Annotated in this window: 14 protein-coding genes; 11 read left to right on the top strand and 3 right to left on the bottom strand. The window is 51.0% G+C overall.

Annotated features, from left to right (window positions below; translation table 11 throughout):
• From J4728_RS23165 to J4728_RS23120, 10 genes are all read left to right on the top strand, one after another.
• Window positions 1-809: elongation factor Tu (locus J4728_RS23165; RefSeq protein ID WP_080207128.1), on the top strand; the 809-nt coding region annotated here is incomplete at its 5' end.
• Window positions 810-1,038: 229 nt separating this feature from the next.
• On the top strand, window positions 1,039-1,422 hold the full coding sequence (gene secE / locus J4728_RS23160; RefSeq protein ID WP_001275691.1) for a preprotein translocase subunit SecE: 384 nt from the start codon (window positions 1,039-1,041) through the stop codon (window positions 1,420-1,422).
• Between the two features lies 1 nt (window position 1,423).
• A complete protein-coding gene (gene nusG / locus J4728_RS23155) occupies window positions 1,424-1,969 on the top strand; it encodes a transcription termination/antitermination protein NusG (protein WP_001287521.1) in 546 nt (181 codons plus the stop codon).
• A gap of 157 nt (window positions 1,970-2,126) precedes the next feature.
• On the top strand, window positions 2,127-2,555 hold the full coding sequence (rplK, locus tag J4728_RS23150) for a 50S ribosomal protein L11 (RefSeq protein WP_001085926.1): 429 nt from the start codon (window positions 2,127-2,129) through the stop codon (window positions 2,553-2,555).
• Window positions 2,556-2,558: 3 nt separating this feature from the next.
• Window positions 2,559-3,263 carry a 50S ribosomal protein L1 gene (gene rplA, locus J4728_RS23145; protein ID WP_001096676.1) on the top strand — a complete coding sequence of 235 codons (705 nt, stop codon included), beginning with the start codon at window positions 2,559-2,561 and terminating at the stop codon, window positions 3,261-3,263.
• 415 nt (window positions 3,264-3,678) lie between these two features.
• Window positions 3,679-4,176 carry a 50S ribosomal protein L10 gene (gene rplJ, locus J4728_RS23140; protein WP_001207203.1) on the top strand — a complete coding sequence of 166 codons (498 nt, stop codon included), beginning with the start codon at window positions 3,679-3,681 and terminating at the stop codon, window positions 4,174-4,176.
• Between the two features lie 66 nt (window positions 4,177-4,242).
• Entirely contained in the window at window positions 4,243-4,608 is a 366-nt protein-coding gene (gene rplL, locus J4728_RS23135) for a 50S ribosomal protein L7/L12 (protein ID WP_000028882.1), read from the top strand.
• A 317-nt stretch (window positions 4,609-4,925) separates the two neighbouring features.
• Window positions 4,926-8,954, top strand: a complete 4,029-nt coding sequence (gene rpoB / locus J4728_RS23130; protein ID WP_000263105.1) for a DNA-directed RNA polymerase subunit beta — start codon at window positions 4,926-4,928, stop codon at window positions 8,952-8,954.
• A gap of 76 nt (window positions 8,955-9,030) precedes the next feature.
• Window positions 9,031-13,254 (top strand): DNA-directed RNA polymerase subunit beta', encoded by a 4,224-nt coding sequence (rpoC, locus tag J4728_RS23125; RefSeq protein WP_000653965.1) that lies wholly within the window; start codon window positions 9,031-9,033, stop codon window positions 13,252-13,254.
• A 41-nt stretch (window positions 13,255-13,295) separates the two neighbouring features.
• Complete coding sequence (locus J4728_RS23120) at window positions 13,296-13,619, top strand: membrane protein (RefSeq protein ID WP_001576436.1); 324 nt, start codon at window positions 13,296-13,298, stop codon at window positions 13,617-13,619.
• Window positions 13,620-13,624: 5 nt separating this feature from the next.
• Here J4728_RS23120 and J4728_RS23115 read toward each other — a convergent pair whose 3' ends face one another.
• Window positions 13,625-13,969: a hypothetical protein gene (locus J4728_RS23115; RefSeq protein WP_047607390.1), complete on the bottom strand. Its 345-nt coding sequence runs from the start codon at window positions 13,967-13,969 to the stop codon at window positions 13,625-13,627.
• A gap of 380 nt (window positions 13,970-14,349) precedes the next feature.
• Between J4728_RS23115 and J4728_RS23110 the strand changes: the two genes are divergently transcribed.
• Window positions 14,350-15,378 (top strand): type III secretion system effector arginine glycosyltransferase SseK1, encoded by a 1,029-nt coding sequence (locus J4728_RS23110; RefSeq protein WP_031606155.1) that lies wholly within the window; start codon window positions 14,350-14,352, stop codon window positions 15,376-15,378.
• Between the two features lie 221 nt (window positions 15,379-15,599).
• Here J4728_RS23110 and thiH read toward each other — a convergent pair whose 3' ends face one another.
• Both thiH and thiG read right to left on the bottom strand, forming a co-directional pair.
• On the bottom strand, window positions 15,600-16,733 hold the full coding sequence (gene thiH, locus J4728_RS23105) for a 2-iminoacetate synthase ThiH (RefSeq protein WP_208212497.1): 1,134 nt from the start codon (window positions 16,731-16,733) through the stop codon (window positions 15,600-15,602).
• Window positions 16,730-17,500 (bottom strand): thiazole synthase, encoded by a 771-nt coding sequence (gene thiG / locus J4728_RS23100; RefSeq protein ID WP_208212495.1) that lies wholly within the window; start codon window positions 17,498-17,500, stop codon window positions 16,730-16,732. Before thiG ends, thiH begins: the two co-directional genes overlap by 4 nt.

Here is a 17,500-nt window from a genome sequence, read left to right as displayed (position 1 = left end):
TAGGCGTTCCGTACATCATCGTGTTCCTGAACAAATGCGACATGGTTGATGACGAAGAGCTGCTGGAACTGGTTGAAATGGAAGTTCGTGAACTTCTGTCTCAGTACGACTTCCCGGGCGACGACACGCCGATCGTTCGTGGTTCTGCTCTGAAAGCGCTGGAAGGCGACGCAGAGTGGGAAGCGAAAATCATCGAACTGGCTGGCTTCCTGGATTCTTACATCCCGGAACCAGAGCGTGCGATTGACAAGCCGTTCCTGCTGCCGATCGAAGACGTATTCTCCATCTCCGGTCGTGGTACCGTTGTTACCGGTCGTGTAGAGCGCGGTATCATCAAAGTGGGCGAAGAAGTTGAAATCGTTGGTATCAAAGAGACTCAGAAGTCTACCTGTACTGGCGTTGAAATGTTCCGCAAACTGCTGGACGAAGGCCGTGCCGGTGAGAACGTAGGTGTTCTGCTGCGTGGTATCAAACGTGAAGAAATCGAACGTGGTCAGGTACTGGCTAAGCCGGGCACCATCAAGCCGCACACCAAGTTCGAATCTGAAGTGTACATTCTGTCCAAAGATGAAGGCGGCCGTCATACTCCGTTCTTCAAAGGCTACCGTCCGCAGTTCTACTTCCGTACTACTGACGTGACTGGCACCATCGAACTGCCGGAAGGCGTGGAGATGGTAATGCCGGGCGACAACATCAAAATGGTTGTTACCCTGATCCACCCGATCGCAATGGACGACGGTCTGCGTTTCGCAATCCGTGAAGGCGGCCGTACCGTTGGCGCGGGCGTTGTTGCTAAAGTTCTCGGCTAATCGCTGATAACATTTGACGCAATGCGCAATAAAAGGGCATCATTTGATGCCCTTTTTGCACGCTTTCACACCAGAACCTGGCTCATCAGTGATTTTATTTGTCATAATCATTGCTGAGACAGGCTCTGTAGAGGGCGTATAATCCGAAAGGCGAATAAGCGTTTCGATTTGGATTGCCTCGCGATTGCGGGGTGAAAATGTTTGTAGAATACTTCTGACAGGTTGGTTTATGAGTGCGAATACCGAAGCTCAAGGGAGCGGGCGCGGCCTGGAAGCGATGAAGTGGATAGTTGTTGCCATATTGCTGATCGTCGCAATCGTCGGCAACTACCTCTATCGCGACATGATGCTGCCGCTGCGTGCGCTGGCCGTAGTAATTCTGATTGCTGCAGCGGGTGGTGTCGCGCTGTTGACGACAAAAGGTAAAGCAACCGTTGCTTTTGCCCGTGAAGCGAGAACCGAAGTCCGTAAGGTCATTTGGCCGACTCGCCAGGAAACGCTGCACACCACGCTGATCGTCGCTGCGGTTACCGCAGTTATGTCACTGATCCTGTGGGGACTGGATGGTATTCTGGTTCGCCTGGTATCCTTTATCACTGGCCTGAGGTTCTGAGATGTCTGAAGCACCTAAAAAGCGCTGGTACGTCGTTCAGGCGTTTTCCGGTTTTGAAGGCCGCGTAGCCACATCGCTGCGCGAGCATATCAAATTACACAATATGGAAGAGCTGTTTGGCGAAGTCATGGTGCCGACTGAAGAAGTCGTTGAGATCCGTGGCGGCCAGCGTCGCAAAAGCGAACGCAAATTCTTCCCGGGTTACGTTCTGGTCCAGATGGTCATGAACGACGCAAGCTGGCACCTGGTGCGTAGCGTGCCGCGTGTGATGGGCTTTATCGGCGGTACCTCTGACCGTCCGGCGCCGATCAGCGACAAAGAAGTCGATGCGATCATGAACCGCCTGCAGCAGGTTGGCGATAAGCCGCGGCCGAAAACTCTGTTTGAACCGGGTGAAATGGTTCGTGTTAACGACGGTCCGTTCGCAGACTTTAACGGCGTTGTCGAAGAAGTCGATTATGAGAAGTCTCGCCTGAAAGTGTCTGTTTCTATCTTCGGTCGTGCGACCCCGGTAGAGCTGGACTTCAGTCAGGTTGAGAAAGCGTAAGGCTGCGATCAAAAAAGCAGCGATCTAATCGTTGCATAGGGCGCGAAATTGACATACAATTTCGCGCCTTTTGTTTTTATGGGCCTTATGCCCATAAAGCGATATTTATCACGGGGAGCTTCTTTGAAGCGATACTACCCAATTCGAGGAATTTAGAATGGCTAAGAAAGTACAAGCCTACGTCAAGCTGCAGGTTGCAGCTGGTATGGCGAACCCGAGTCCGCCGGTTGGTCCAGCACTGGGTCAGCAGGGTGTGAACATCATGGAATTCTGCAAAGCGTTCAACGCAAAAACGGATTCCATCGAAAAAGGTCTGCCGATTCCGGTTGTTATTACCGTTTACGCTGACCGTTCTTTCACCTTCGTTACCAAAACGCCTCCGGCAGCTGTTCTGCTGAAAAAAGCGGCTGGTATCAAGTCTGGTTCCGGCAAGCCGAACAAAGACAAAGTAGGTAAAATTTCCCGCGCTCAGCTGCAGGAAATCGCGCAGACCAAAGCTGCCGACATGACCGGTGCCGACATTGAAGCGATGACTCGCTCCATCGAAGGTACTGCACGTTCCATGGGCCTGGTAGTGGAGGACTAAGAAATGGCTAAACTGACCAAGCGTATGCGCGTGATCCGTGAAAAAGTTGATGCGACCAAACAGTACGACATCAACGAAGCTATTGCCCTGCTGAAAGAGCTGGCCACTGCTAAATTCAACGAAAGCGTTGACGTTGCCGTTAACCTCGGCATCGATGCTCGTAAATCTGACCAGAACGTTCGTGGCGCGACTGTACTGCCGCACGGTACTGGCCGTTCTGTTCGCGTTGCCGTATTTACCCAGGGCCCGAACGCTGAAGCAGCTAAAGCTGCTGGCGCTGAGCTGGTAGGTATGGAAGATCTGGCTGACCAGATCAAGAAAGGCGAAATGAACTTCGACGTTGTTATCGCATCCCCGGATGCAATGCGCGTTGTTGGCCAGCTGGGCCAGGTTCTGGGTCCTCGCGGCCTGATGCCAAACCCGAAAGTCGGTACCGTAACTCCGAACGTTGCTGAAGCGGTTAAGAACGCTAAAGCAGGTCAGGTTCGTTACCGTAACGACAAAAACGGCATCATCCACACCACCATCGGTAAAGTGGACTTTGACGCTGACAAACTGAAAGAAAACCTGGAAGCTCTGCTGGTTGCGCTGAAAAAAGCAAAACCGAGCCAGGCGAAAGGCGTGTACATCAAGAAAGTTAGCATCTCCACCACCATGGGTGCTGGCGTTGCCGTTGATCAGGCTGGTCTGAGCGCATCTGCGAACTAAGATTAGTCTTTACGTGGGCGGTGATTTTGTCTACAATCTTACCCCCACGTATTCTGCTAGTTGCAGACGTATATCCGAGATATTCGGGTTGTGACAAGACGGCAACTGAGTGAGTCGCCAGGAGCATAGCTAACTATGTGACTGGTGCGAACGAAGGAAGCCAACGCCGCCACAAGCTGAATAGCGACGGATAGACAAGATTTGTTCGTTGGAGCCTGGCCTATCCAGGCCTCCGTCGAAGACCGCAGGCGTCTCGCAAGAGGCTTAATCCCCTGCGTAGACGGTGACAGAACGCTAAGATTATTTTTGATACTCTGGCTTGTTTCTGCTCACCGTATTAAGACGCTCTTCTCGTTGAGATGAGTGAAGTGAGTTCCGGAACATGAGTTCCGGCAAACATCCAGGAGCAAAGCTAATGGCTTTAAATCTTCAAGACAAACAAGCGATTGTTGCTGAAGTCAGCGAAGTAGCCAAAGGCGCGCTGTCTGCAGTAGTTGCGGATTCCCGTGGCGTAACTGTAGATAAAATGACTGAACTGCGTAAAGCAGGTCGTGAAGCTGGCGTATACATGCGTGTTGTTCGTAACACCCTGCTGCGCCGCGTCGTTGAAGGTACTCAGTTCGAGTGCCTGAAAGACACGTTTGTTGGTCCGACCCTGATTGCATACTCTATGGAACACCCGGGCGCTGCTGCTCGTCTGTTCAAAGAGTTCGCGAAAGCGAATGCAAAATTTGAGGTCAAAGCTGCAGCCTTTGAAGGTGAGCTGATCCCGGCGTCTCAGATCGACCGCCTGGCAACTCTGCCGACCTACGAAGAAGCAATTGCACGCCTGATGGCAACCATGAAAGAAGCTTCGGCTGGCAAACTGGTTCGCACACTGGCTGCTGTACGCGATGCAAAAGAAGCTGCGTAATCGCAGTTGTCTTTATCAAGCATTTGCTTACGTATAAACTTATTCTGATATTCAGGAACAATTTAAATGTCTATCACTAAAGATCAAATCATTGAAGCAGTATCCGCTATGTCCGTAATGGACGTTGTAGAACTGATTTCTGCAATGGAAGAAAAATTCGGTGTTTCCGCTGCTGCTGCTGTAGCTGTAGCTGCTGGCCCGGCTGAAGCTGCTGAAGAAAAAACTGAATTCGACGTAATTCTGAAAGCTGCTGGCGCTAACAAAGTTGCTGTTATCAAAGCAGTACGTGGCGCAACTGGCTTGGGTCTGAAAGAAGCTAAAGACCTGGTAGAATCTGCTCCGGCCGCTCTGAAAGAAGGCGTGAGCAAAGATGACGCTGAAGCACTGAAAAAATCTCTGGAAGAAGCTGGCGCTGAAGTTGAAGTTAAATAAGCCAACCCTTCCGGTTGCAGCCTGAGAAATCAGGCTGATGGCTGGTGACTTTTTAGTCACCAGCCTTTTTGCGCTGTAAGGCGCCAGTAGCGTTTCACACTGTTTGACTACTGCTGTGCCTTTCAATGCTTGTTTCTATCGACGACTTAATATACTGCGACAGAGCGTACGTTCTGTGTAAATCGCAATGAAATGGTTTAAGCGTGATAGCAACAGGCATTGCGGAAAGTATCCATTTTCCGGTCAACAAAATAGTGTTGCACAAACTGTCCCCCGCAGGACAGATGGGTCGACTTGTCAGCGAGCTGAGGAACCCTATGGTTTACTCCTATACCGAGAAAAAACGTATTCGTAAGGATTTTGGTAAACGTCCACAAGTTCTGGATGTACCTTATCTCCTTTCTATCCAGCTTGACTCGTTTCAGAAGTTTATCGAGCAAGATCCTGAAGGGCAGTACGGCCTGGAAGCAGCCTTCCGTTCCGTGTTCCCGATTCAGAGCTACAGCGGTAATTCCGAGCTGCAGTACGTCAGCTACCGCCTTGGCGAACCGGTGTTTGACGTTCAGGAATGTCAGATCCGTGGCGTGACCTATTCCGCACCGCTGCGCGTAAAACTGCGTCTGGTGATCTACGAGCGCGAAGCGCCGGAAGGCACCGTAAAAGACATTAAAGAACAAGAAGTCTACATGGGCGAAATTCCGCTCATGACCGACAACGGTACCTTTGTTATCAACGGTACTGAGCGTGTTATCGTTTCTCAGCTGCACCGTAGTCCTGGCGTCTTCTTTGACTCCGACAAAGGTAAAACCCACTCTTCGGGTAAAGTGCTGTATAACGCGCGCATCATTCCTTACCGTGGTTCCTGGCTGGACTTCGAATTCGATCCGAAGGACAACCTGTTCGTACGTATCGACCGTCGCCGTAAACTGCCTGCGACCATCATTCTGCGTGCGCTGAACTACACCACTGAGCAGATCCTTGACCTGTTCTTTGAGAAAGTCGTCTTCGAAATTCGCGACAACAAACTGCAGATGGAGCTGATTCCAGAACGTCTGCGTGGCGAAACCGCGTCGTTCGATATCGAAGCTAACGGCAAAGTGTACGTTGAAAAAGGCCGTCGCATTACCGCGCGTCACATCCGTCAGCTGGAAAAAGACGATATCAAGCATATCGAAGTTCCGGTTGAGTACATCGCAGGTAAAGTCGTCTCTAAAGACTACGTTGACGAATCTACTGGCGAGCTGATCTGCGCGGCGAACATGGAGCTGAGCCTGGATCTGCTGGCTAAGCTGAGCCAGTCCGGCCACAAGCGTATCGAAACGCTGTTTACCAACGATCTGGACCACGGCCCGTACATTTCTGAAACGGTACGCGTCGACCCAACTAACGATCGTCTGAGCGCGCTGGTAGAAATCTACCGCATGATGCGCCCTGGTGAGCCGCCGACACGCGAAGCGGCTGAAAGCCTGTTCGAGAACCTGTTCTTCTCCGAAGACCGCTATGACCTGTCTGCGGTGGGTCGTATGAAGTTCAACCGTTCTCTGCTGCGCGACGAAATCGAAGGTTCCGGTATCCTGAGCAAAGACGACATCATTGATGTCATGAAGAAGCTCATCGATATCCGTAACGGTAAAGGCGAAGTGGATGATATCGACCACCTCGGCAACCGTCGTATCCGTTCCGTCGGCGAAATGGCGGAAAACCAGTTCCGCGTTGGCCTGGTGCGTGTAGAGCGTGCGGTGAAAGAGCGTCTGTCTCTGGGCGATCTGGATACCCTGATGCCTCAGGATATGATCAACGCCAAGCCGATTTCCGCCGCAGTGAAAGAGTTCTTTGGTTCCAGCCAGCTGTCTCAGTTTATGGACCAGAACAACCCGCTGTCTGAGATTACGCACAAACGTCGTATCTCCGCACTCGGCCCAGGCGGTCTGACCCGCGAACGCGCAGGCTTCGAAGTTCGAGACGTACACCCGACGCACTACGGTCGCGTATGTCCTATCGAAACGCCGGAAGGTCCGAACATCGGTCTGATCAACTCCCTGTCCGTGTACGCACAGACTAACGAATATGGCTTCCTTGAGACGCCGTACCGTCGTGTGGTTGATGGCGTGGTTACTGACGAAATTCATTACCTGTCTGCTATCGAAGAAGGCAACTACGTTATCGCTCAGGCGAACTCCAACCTGGATGACGAAGGCCACTTTGTAGAAGATTTGGTTACCTGCCGTAGCAAAGGCGAATCCAGCTTGTTCAGCCGCGACCAGGTTGACTACATGGACGTTTCCACCCAGCAGGTGGTCTCCGTCGGTGCGTCCCTGATCCCGTTCCTGGAACACGATGACGCCAACCGTGCATTGATGGGTGCGAACATGCAACGTCAGGCGGTTCCGACTCTGCGCGCTGACAAGCCGCTGGTGGGTACCGGTATGGAACGTGCTGTCGCCGTCGACTCCGGTGTTACTGCAGTAGCTAAACGTGGCGGTACTGTTCAGTACGTGGATGCGTCCCGTATCGTTATCAAAGTTAACGAAGACGAGATGTACCCGGGTGAAGCAGGTATCGACATCTATAACCTGACCAAATACACCCGCTCTAACCAGAACACCTGTATCAATCAGATGCCATGTGTGTCTCTGGGCGAGCCGGTTGAACGCGGCGACGTGCTGGCAGACGGTCCGTCCACCGACCTCGGTGAACTGGCGCTCGGTCAGAACATGCGCGTGGCGTTCATGCCGTGGAACGGCTACAACTTCGAAGACTCCATCCTCGTTTCCGAGCGTGTTGTTCAGGAAGACCGTTTCACCACCATCCACATTCAGGAACTGGCGTGCGTGTCCCGTGACACCAAGCTGGGGCCGGAAGAGATCACCGCTGATATCCCGAACGTGGGTGAAGCTGCGCTCTCCAAACTGGATGAATCCGGTATCGTTTACATCGGCGCGGAAGTGACCGGCGGCGACATTCTGGTCGGTAAGGTGACGCCGAAAGGTGAAACCCAGCTGACGCCGGAAGAGAAACTGCTGCGTGCGATCTTCGGTGAGAAAGCGTCTGACGTTAAAGACTCTTCTCTGCGCGTACCTAACGGTGTCTCCGGTACGGTTATCGACGTTCAGGTCTTTACTCGCGATGGCGTAGAAAAAGACAAACGTGCTCTGGAAATCGAAGAGATGCAGCTCAAGCAGGCGAAAAAAGACCTGTCTGAAGAACTGCAGATCCTCGAAGCGGGCCTGTTTAGCCGTATCCGTGCGGTGTTGGTGTCCGGCGGCGTTGAAGCTGAGAAGCTCGACAAACTGCCGCGCGACCGCTGGCTGGAACTCGGTCTGACCGACGAAGAGAAACAAAATCAGCTGGAACAACTGGCTGAGCAGTATGACGAACTGAAACACGAGTTCGAGAAAAAACTTGAAGCGAAGCGCCGTAAAATCACCCAGGGCGACGATCTGGCGCCGGGCGTGCTGAAGATCGTGAAGGTCTATCTGGCCGTTAAACGCCGTATCCAGCCGGGTGATAAGATGGCAGGTCGTCACGGTAACAAGGGTGTTATCTCTAAGATCAACCCGATCGAAGACATGCCTTACGATGAAAACGGCACGCCGGTAGACATCGTACTGAACCCGCTGGGCGTACCGTCTCGTATGAACATCGGTCAGATTCTGGAAACCCACCTGGGTATGGCTGCGAAAGGTATTGGCGACAAGATTAACGCCATGCTGAAACAGCAGCAGGAAGTCGCCAAACTGCGCGAATTCATCCAGCGTGCCTACGATCTGGGCGCCGACGTTCGTCAGAAAGTCGACCTGAGCACCTTCAGCGATGATGAAGTGCTGCGTCTGGCAGAAAACCTGCGCAAAGGTATGCCGATTGCCACACCAGTGTTCGACGGTGCGAAAGAAGCGGAAATCAAAGAGCTGCTGAAACTGGGCGACCTGCCGACCTCCGGTCAGATCACCCTGTTCGATGGCCGTACGGGTGAACAGTTCGAACGTCCGGTAACCGTCGGTTACATGTACATGCTGAAACTGAACCACCTGGTTGATGACAAGATGCATGCGCGTTCTACCGGTTCTTACAGCCTGGTTACTCAGCAGCCGCTGGGTGGTAAGGCGCAGTTCGGTGGTCAGCGCTTCGGGGAGATGGAAGTGTGGGCGCTGGAAGCTTACGGCGCCGCCTACACCCTGCAGGAAATGCTCACCGTTAAGTCTGATGACGTGAACGGTCGTACCAAGATGTATAAGAACATCGTGGACGGCAACCATCAGATGGAACCGGGTATGCCGGAATCCTTCAACGTTCTGTTGAAAGAGATCCGCTCGCTGGGCATCAACATCGAACTGGAAGACGAGTAATTCTCGCTCAAACAGGTCACTGGTGTCGGGGTAAAACCCGACACCAGATTGTGCTAACTCCGACGGGAGCAAATCCGTGAAAGATTTATTAAAGTTTCTGAAAGCGCAGACTAAAACCGAAGAGTTTGATGCGATCAAAATTGCTCTGGCTTCGCCAGACATGATCCGTTCATGGTCTTTCGGTGAAGTTAAAAAGCCGGAAACCATCAACTACCGTACGTTCAAACCTGAGCGTGACGGCCTTTTCTGCGCCCGTATCTTTGGGCCGGTAAAAGACTACGAGTGCCTGTGCGGTAAGTACAAGCGCCTGAAACACCGTGGTGTTATTTGTGAGAAGTGCGGCGTTGAAGTGACCCAGACCAAAGTACGCCGTGAGCGTATGGGCCACATCGAGCTGGCGTCTCCGACTGCTCACATCTGGTTCCTGAAATCGCTGCCGTCCCGTATCGGTCTGCTGCTCGATATGCCGTTGCGCGATATCGAACGCGTACTGTACTTCGAATCTTATGTGGTTATCGAAGGCGGTATGACCAACCTGGAACGTCAACAGATCCTGACTGAAGAGCAGTATCTGGACGCGCTGGAAGAGTTCGGTGACGAATTCGACGCGAAGATGGGTGCGGAAGCTATCCAGGCCCTGCTGAAGAGCATGGATCTGGAGCAAGAGTGTGAAACTCTGCGCGAAGAGCTGAACGAAACCAACTCCGAAACCAAGCGTAAAAAGCTGACCAAGCGTATCAAACTGCTGGAAGCCTTCGTACAGTCTGGCAACAAGCCAGAGTGGATGATCCTGACCGTTCTGCCGGTTCTGCCGCCAGATCTGCGTCCGCTGGTTCCGCTGGATGGTGGTCGTTTCGCGACTTCTGACCTGAACGATCTGTATCGTCGCGTCATTAACCGTAACAACCGTCTGAAGCGTCTGCTGGATCTGGCTGCGCCGGACATCATCGTACGTAACGAAAAACGTATGCTGCAGGAAGCGGTTGACGCCCTGCTGGATAACGGTCGTCGCGGTCGTGCGATCACCGGTTCTAACAAGCGTCCTCTGAAATCTTTGGCCGACATGATCAAAGGTAAACAGGGTCGTTTCCGTCAGAACCTGCTCGGTAAGCGTGTTGACTACTCCGGTCGTTCTGTTATCACCGTAGGTCCATACCTGCGTCTGCACCAGTGCGGTCTGCCGAAGAAAATGGCGCTGGAGCTGTTCAAACCGTTCATCTACGGCAAGCTGGAATTGCGTGGCCTTGCCACCACCATCAAAGCCGCGAAGAAAATGGTTGAGCGTGAAGAAGCCGTCGTTTGGGATATCCTGGACGAAGTGATCCGCGAACACCCGGTACTGCTGAACCGTGCACCAACACTGCACCGTCTGGGTATCCAGGCATTTGAACCGGTACTGATCGAAGGTAAAGCTATCCAGCTGCACCCGCTGGTTTGTGCGGCATATAACGCTGACTTCGATGGTGACCAGATGGCTGTTCACGTACCGCTGACGCTGGAAGCCCAGCTTGAAGCGCGTGCGCTGATGATGTCTACCAACAACATCCTGTCTCCGGCGAACGGCGAACCTATCATCGTTCCGTCTCAGGACGTGGTATTGGGTCTGTACTACATGACCCGTGACTGTGTTAACGCCAAAGGCGAAGGCATGGTGCTGACTGGCCCGAAAGAAGCTGAGCGTATCTATCGCGCAGGTCTGGCCTCTCTGCATGCGCGCGTTAAAGTGCGTATCACTGAATATGAAAAAGATGAAAACGGCGAATTCGTTGCGCACACCAGCCTGAAAGACACGACCGTTGGTCGCGCCATTCTGTGGATGATCGTACCGAAAGGTCTGCCTTTCTCCATCGTCAACCAGGCGCTGGGCAAGAAAGCGATCTCCAAAATGCTGAACACCTGTTACCGTATTCTGGGCCTGAAACCGACCGTTATTTTTGCGGACCAGACGATGTACACCGGCTTTGCTTATGCAGCGCGTTCAGGTGCGTCCGTTGGTATTGATGACATGGTCATCCCGGAGAAAAAACACGAGATCATCTCTGAGGCGGAAGCTGAAGTTGCTGAGATCCAGGAGCAGTTCCAGTCCGGTCTGGTAACCGCTGGCGAACGCTATAACAAAGTTATCGATATCTGGGCTGCGGCGAACGATCGTGTATCCAAAGCGATGATGGATAACCTGCAAACCGAAACCGTGATTAACCGTGACGGCCAGGAAGAGCAGCAGGTCTCCTTCAACAGCATCTACATGATGGCCGACTCCGGTGCGCGTGGTTCTGCGGCACAGATTCGTCAGCTGGCAGGTATGCGTGGTCTGATGGCGAAGCCAGATGGCTCCATCATCGAAACGCCAATCACCGCGAACTTCCGTGAAGGTCTGAACGTACTCCAGTACTTCATCTCCACGCACGGTGCGCGTAAAGGTCTGGCGGATACCGCACTGAAAACCGCGAACTCCGGTTATCTGACCCGTCGTCTGGTTGACGTCGCGCAGGATCTGGTGGTGACCGAAGATGACTGTGGTACGCACGAAGGTATCCTGATGACCCCGGTTATCGAGGGTGGCGACGTGAAAGAGCCGCTGCGTGACCGCGTTCTGGGTCGTGTGACGGCGGAAGATGTGCTGAAACCGGGTACCGCGGACATTCTGGTTCCACGCAACACGCTGCTGCACGAACAGTGGTGTGACCTGCTGGAAGCAAACTCCGTTGACGCCGTTAAAGTGCGTTCCGTTGTATCCTGCGACACCGACTTTGGTGTATGTGCGCACTGCTATGGCCGTGACCTGGCGCGTGGCCACATCATCAACAAAGGTGAAGCTATCGGCGTTATCGCGGCACAGTCCATCGGTGAACCGGGTACACAGCTGACGATGCGTACGTTCCACATCGGTGGTGCGGCATCGCGTGCGGCTGCTGAATCCAGCATCCAGGTTAAGAACAAAGGTAGCATCAAGCTCAGCAACGTGAAGTCGGTTGTGAACTCCAGCGGTAAACTGGTTATCACTTCTCGTAACACCGAACTGAAGCTGATCGACGAATTTGGTCGTACCAAAGAGAGCTATAAAGTGCCTTATGGCGCTGTCATGGCGAAAGGTGATGGCGAGCAGGTTGCCGGCGGCGAAACCGTGGCAAACTGGGACCCGCACACCATGCCGGTTATCACTGAAGTGAGTGGTTTCATCCGCTTCACTGACATGATCGACGGTCAGACCATTACGCGTCAGACCGACGAACTGACCGGTTTGTCTTCGCTGGTGGTTCTGGATTCGGCTGAACGTACTACCGGTGGTAAAGATCTGCGTCCGGCGCTGAAAATCGTTGATGCTCAGGGTAATGACGTTCTGATCCCGGGTACCGATATGCCTGCGCAGTACTTCCTGCCGGGTAAAGCGATTGTACAGCTGGAAGATGGCGTACAGATCAGTTCTGGTGACACCCTGGCGCGTATTCCGCAGGAATCCGGCGGTACCAAGGATATTACCGGTGGTCTGCCGCGCGTTGCGGATCTGTTCGAAGCGCGTCGTCCGAAAGAGCCAGCAATCCTTGCTGAAATCGCAGGTATCGTTTCCTTCGGTAAAGAAACCAAAGGCAAACGTCGTCTGGTGATCACGCCGGTTGATGGTAGTGACCCGTACGAAGAGATGATTCCAAAATGGCGTCAGCTCAACGTGTTCGAAGGGGAACGTGTAGAACGTGGTGATGTGATTTCCGATGGTCCGGAAGCGCCGCACGACATTCTGCGTCTGCGTGGCGTTCATGCTGTGACGCGTTACATCGTTAACGAAGTCCAGGATGTATACCGTCTGCAGGGCGTTAAGATTAACGATAAACACATCGAAGTTATCGTTCGTCAGATGCTGCGTAAAGCGACCATCGAAAGCGCCGGTAGTTCCGACTTCCTGGAAGGCGAACAGGTTGAATACTCTCGCGTCAAGATCGCTAACCGCGAGCTGGAAGCGAACGGCAAAGTGGGGGCTACCTTCTCCCGCGATCTGCTGGGTATCACCAAAGCGTCTCTGGCAACCGAATCGTTCATCTCTGCCGCATCGTTCCAGGAGACCACGCGTGTCCTGACCGAAGCAGCCGTTGCGGGTAAACGCGACGAACTGCGCGGCCTGAAAGAGAACGTTATCGTGGGTCGTCTGATCCCGGCCGGTACCGGTTATGCGTACCACCAGGATCGTATGCGCCGTCGCGCCGCGGGCGAGCAGCCAGCAACACCGCAGGTCACTGCGGAAGATGCATCTGCAAGCCTGGCAGAGCTGCTAAACGCAGGTCTGGGCGGTTCTGATAACGAGTAATCGTTAAATGGTGGAGGGGGATTTATCCCTCCACCAGCTTCATGCTGGATACCGAATTCCGGGTCGCTTGCCTACAAGGAAAGAAAATGCCAGCGATTATTTCATTAATCTATTTAATGTTTAGTCTTTTAGTATTTACAAAAAAGATAACCATTTCAAACGTTCTGTCCGCTTTTTTATTGTTTCTATCGTTATATATACTTCACCATAAATCATTACTTATATTTATTTATTGTCTTATTATTATTGTCGCCACCGCTATTCTTCATCGAGTCAAAACCAGCGCGGATAAAAAAGCCGTATTTTATTTTTCAATGCCATGCTGGCTCTTGGTTTTATCTGTAATTATAAATATTAATGAATAAATGAATTATTTTTCCATGACTCTTGTTTCTCGTATTATTGGTGAAAACTCACTATCACTGGTTATATGAATAAATTGTCCAGTTGTTGCATTATATTTTGCCATCGCACAGGGAAGACTATTACCGCCGTTAGCCATAACAAATTTTGCTTTTGTATTACGATAAAGATTGACGCCAGGAATGGGGTCTTGACCGAATGTATAAGGCGTTGGGACAATCACATTATGTTTGTTTGAGAGCCACTTTGCTAAAATCCCGCCAACGCCATCAACCGGCGTAATAAAAGTAGAGAATCCACAATACTCAAAATTGAAATTTTTTACCATTGGGTTTGATTTTTTCTGTAACATTGAGTCCAAATGTGACTTTAAATTTATCCCATAAATCTAAGTTATTAAAGTCTATTGGCTCGCCATTATAAAATGCCTGCTGTTCATACATTAAATGATAAACCTGTTTTATTGATTGTTTACACGGGATATTTTAAATTATTAAATGGAGTATTTAATTCCATTAAGGTCTTTGTTTGCTCTTATTACAGGAATTATAAATATGATGCCATTTCTGGAATAAAAATAAAGTTAACAAGCTATTTATTTAATTGCTCACTGGTAGGGTATTTATGTATCCACCGGTTAATGCTTAATTTAGCATCTTTTAGCTGACAGCGATTGCAACGCTAAAAAACATGTGCTAATAATCATCATGTAAAATATGTAATGAAGTAAGCATGGAGCATTTAATTGTTATGATTCCACCATTAAATAGATATGTTCCCGCGCTTTCAAAAAATGAATTGGTTAAAACTGTTACCAACAGGGGCATTCAGTTTACAAGTTTTAATGGAAAAGATTATCCCTTGTGCTTTTTAGATGAGAAAACCCCTCTTCTTTTCCAGTGGTTTGAGCGGAATCCTGCTCGCTTTGGGAAAAATGATATACCTATAATTAACACAGAGAAAAACCCCTACCTTAACAATATCATTAAAGCAGCAACAATTGAAAAAGAACGTCTTATAGGTATTTTTGTAGATGGTGATTTTTTTCCAGGACAAAAGGATGCTTTTTCAAAACTTGAGTATGACTATGAAAACATAAAAGTCATATATAGAAATGATATTGACTTTAGCATGTACGATAAAAAATTATCAGAAATTTATATGGAAAATATTTCTAAGCAAGAGTCCATGCCAGAAGAAAAAAGGGATTATCATTTACTGCAGCTATTAAAAAAAGAATTGAGTGATATTCAAGAGGGTAATGATTCATTAATTAAATCTTACTTACTGGATAAAGGCCATGGATGGTTTGATTTTTACAGGAATATGGCTATGTTAAAGGCTGGTCAGTTATTTTTGGAGGCGGATAAGGTTGGGTGTTATGATTTATCAACAAATAGTGGGTGTATATATCTCGATGCTGATATGATTATCACGGAAAAATTGGGGAGTATATATATTCCGGATGGAATCGCTGTTCATGTAGAAAGGATAGATGGCCGTGCTTCTATGGAAAACGGGATAATAGCTGTTGATCGCAATAACCACCCGGCTTTACTTGCTGGATTGGAAATAATGCATACTAAATTTGATGCTGATCCCTATTCTGATGGTGTATGTAATGGAATTAGAAAACATTTTAATTATTCTTTAAATGAAGATTATAATTCTTTTTGCGATTTTATTGAGTTTAAGCATGATAACATTATAATGAATACCAGTCAGTTTACGCAAAGTTCATGGGCGAGGCATGTGCAGTAGTGGAAATGGCAATAATCATGCTATTGAATACATAAAATATTGGCATAAACTATCAAGTTTCGGCGAAAAAATATTTGATGCTCAGTTTTCTCTACTACAACGCCACTTTAAAATCGCAGTGCTGTTCAGAACGGACATAGAAAAACGGGAGGCCGATAACAATCTCCCGTTTTTCACATTACGTACTCGCTCGTGAAATATTAATGCGTTTACATACGGGTTCACCGCATTTGCGAAGCGCGCCCCAGCCAACTGTCCCAGTCTTTCCACACGGGCTGTAACCCTTGCGCGCTTAACGCGCTTGCTACGGTTTCAGGCCGACGGGCATCGTGGGGAGAAAACTGCTCCAGTTCCGGATGATCGTCAGCGTAGCCGCCGGGCTGCGTTTTTGAGAAGGCGCTGACGTTGTTGATTGCCAGAGGAATCACATGGTCTCGGAACCAGGGCGATTCGCGGGTGGAAAGTGAGAGCTCAATTTCCGGCGCCAATAACCGGAAAGCGCAAATCGTTTGCACCAGTTGCTTTTCATCCATCACAGATGCGGGTTCCACACCGCCAGTACACGGACGCAGACGCGGGAAGGAAACAGAATAGCGACTCTGCCAGTACTGTTTCTGCATCCACAACAGATGCTCCGCCACCATATAGCAATCCACCCGCCAGTTGTCCGACAGACCAATTAGCGCGCCAAGACCGATTTTGTCGATACCTGCCCGGCCTAACCGATCCGGCGTTTCCAGCCGCCAGAAAAAGTCCTGTTTCTTTCCCTTCAGGTGATGCTGTGCATAGATTGCCTCATGGTAAGTTTCCTGATAAACCATCACGCCATCGATCCCCAGCGTTTTGAGCTCCGCATAGTTTTCTTGCGACAAGGGCTGGACTTCCATCTGTAATGATGAAAATTGACGGCGGATAGCCGGTAAATGGCGGCGAAAATAGTTCATTCCTACTTTGGTCTGATGTTCGCCAGTCACCAGCAACAGATGCTCAAAGCCCAGTTTACGGATAGCATCGCACTCCCTTTGAATATCCACCTCATCCAGCGTCTTACGCTTGATGCGGTTGCTCATCGAGAAGCCACAGTAGGTGCAGTCGTTGGCACAGAGGTTTGAGAGATAAAGCGGCACGTAAAAACTGACGGTGTTGCCAAAGCGTTGTCGGGTCAGCCTTTGCGCCCGCTGCGCTATCGGTTCCAGATAATCGGCGGCGGCGGGGGAGAGCAGTGCCATCAAATCATCCCGGCTAAGATGCGCGGCGTTCAGCGCACGTTCCACGTCAGCGGCGGTTTTACCGTTGATGCGCAGGCGAATATCGTCCCACTCCAGTTGTCGCCAACGGTCGCTGAAGGTTTTCATGCCAGGGCCTCCAGAAACCCGGTGAGCGGGCTGGTGGCGCTGGCCTGCGAACTTTTGCTTCCTGGCACAGCCTGCCGCGCCAGTAATCCGGCTTCCACCGCCAGACGAAAGGCGGTTGCCATCATCACCGGATCGTCCGCCACGGCAATCGCCGTGTTGACCAGCACGGCATCAGCGCCCATTTCCAGCGCCTGCGCCGCATGGCTGGGCACGCCAATGCCCGCATCAACCACCACCTGTACGGTGGACTGCTGGATAATAATCTCCAGCATGGCTTTGGTTTCCAGCCCCTGGTTAGAACCGATCGGCGCGCCGAGCGGCATTACCGCCGCGCAGCCGACCTCTTCCAGCCTCTTGCACAACACCGGATCCGCGCCGCAGTAGGGCAGCACCACAAAACCCTGCTTCACCAGCGCCTCGGCGGCTTTTAGCGTTTCGATCGGATCCGGCAATAGCCAGCGGGCATCCGGGTGGATTTCTAATTTCAACCAGTTTGTGCCCAGCGCTTCACGCGCCAGCTGGGCGGCGAAGATCGCCTCTTCAGCGGTTTTCGCCCCGGAGGTATTGGGCAGCAGCGTGACGCCCGCTTCAATGAGCGGCGCCAGGATAGCGTCGTTATGCTGACGTAAATCCACGCGCTTCATCGCCAGCGTCACCAACTGGCTGCCGGAAGCGCGAATTGCCTCGACCATCAGCTGCGACGAAGCAAATTTTCCGGTACCGGTGAACAGATGTGAATCAAACGTTTTGTCGGCAATACGTAACAT

Origin of the sequence: Salmonella sp. 32070601201500089SM, assembly GCF_017573605.1 — a bacterium.
Taxonomy (GTDB): Bacteria; Pseudomonadota; Gammaproteobacteria; order Enterobacterales; family Enterobacteriaceae; genus Salmonella; species Salmonella enterica.
The sequence above is the reverse complement of the archived record's forward strand: the minus strand, read 5'-3'. Positions and strand labels throughout refer to the sequence as shown.

Bases quoted from the DNA above. Each gene is read 5' to 3' on its own strand.
- rplL (WP_000028882.1), top strand. From the start codon at position 4,243: ATGTCTATCACTAAAGATCAAATCATTGAAGCAGTATCCGCTATGTCC.
- rplJ (WP_001207203.1), top strand. From the start codon at position 3,679: ATGGCTTTAAATCTTCAAGACAAACAAGCGATTGTTGCTGAAGTCAGC.
- rpoB (WP_000263105.1), top strand. From the start codon at position 4,926: ATGGTTTACTCCTATACCGAGAAAAAACGTATTCGTAAGGATTTTGGT.
- J4728_RS23110 (WP_031606155.1), top strand. From the start codon at position 14,350: ATGGAGCATTTAATTGTTATGATTCCACCATTAAATAGATATGTTCCC.
- J4728_RS23115 (WP_047607390.1), bottom strand. From the start codon at position 13,969: ATGTTACAGAAAAAATCAAACCCAATGGTAAAAAATTTCAATTTTGAG.
- secE (WP_001275691.1), top strand. From the start codon at position 1,039: ATGAGTGCGAATACCGAAGCTCAAGGGAGCGGGCGCGGCCTGGAAGCG.
- thiG (WP_208212495.1), bottom strand. From the start codon at position 17,500: ATGTTACGTATTGCCGACAAAACGTTTGATTCACATCTGTTCACCGGT.
- rplK (WP_001085926.1), top strand. From the start codon at position 2,127: ATGGCTAAGAAAGTACAAGCCTACGTCAAGCTGCAGGTTGCAGCTGGT.
- thiH (WP_208212497.1), bottom strand. From the start codon at position 16,733: ATGAAAACCTTCAGCGACCGTTGGCGACAACTGGAGTGGGACGATATT.
- nusG (WP_001287521.1), top strand. From the start codon at position 1,424: ATGTCTGAAGCACCTAAAAAGCGCTGGTACGTCGTTCAGGCGTTTTCC.
- rplA (WP_001096676.1), top strand. From the start codon at position 2,559: ATGGCTAAACTGACCAAGCGTATGCGCGTGATCCGTGAAAAAGTTGAT.
- J4728_RS23120 (WP_001576436.1), top strand. From the start codon at position 13,296: ATGCTGGATACCGAATTCCGGGTCGCTTGCCTACAAGGAAAGAAAATG.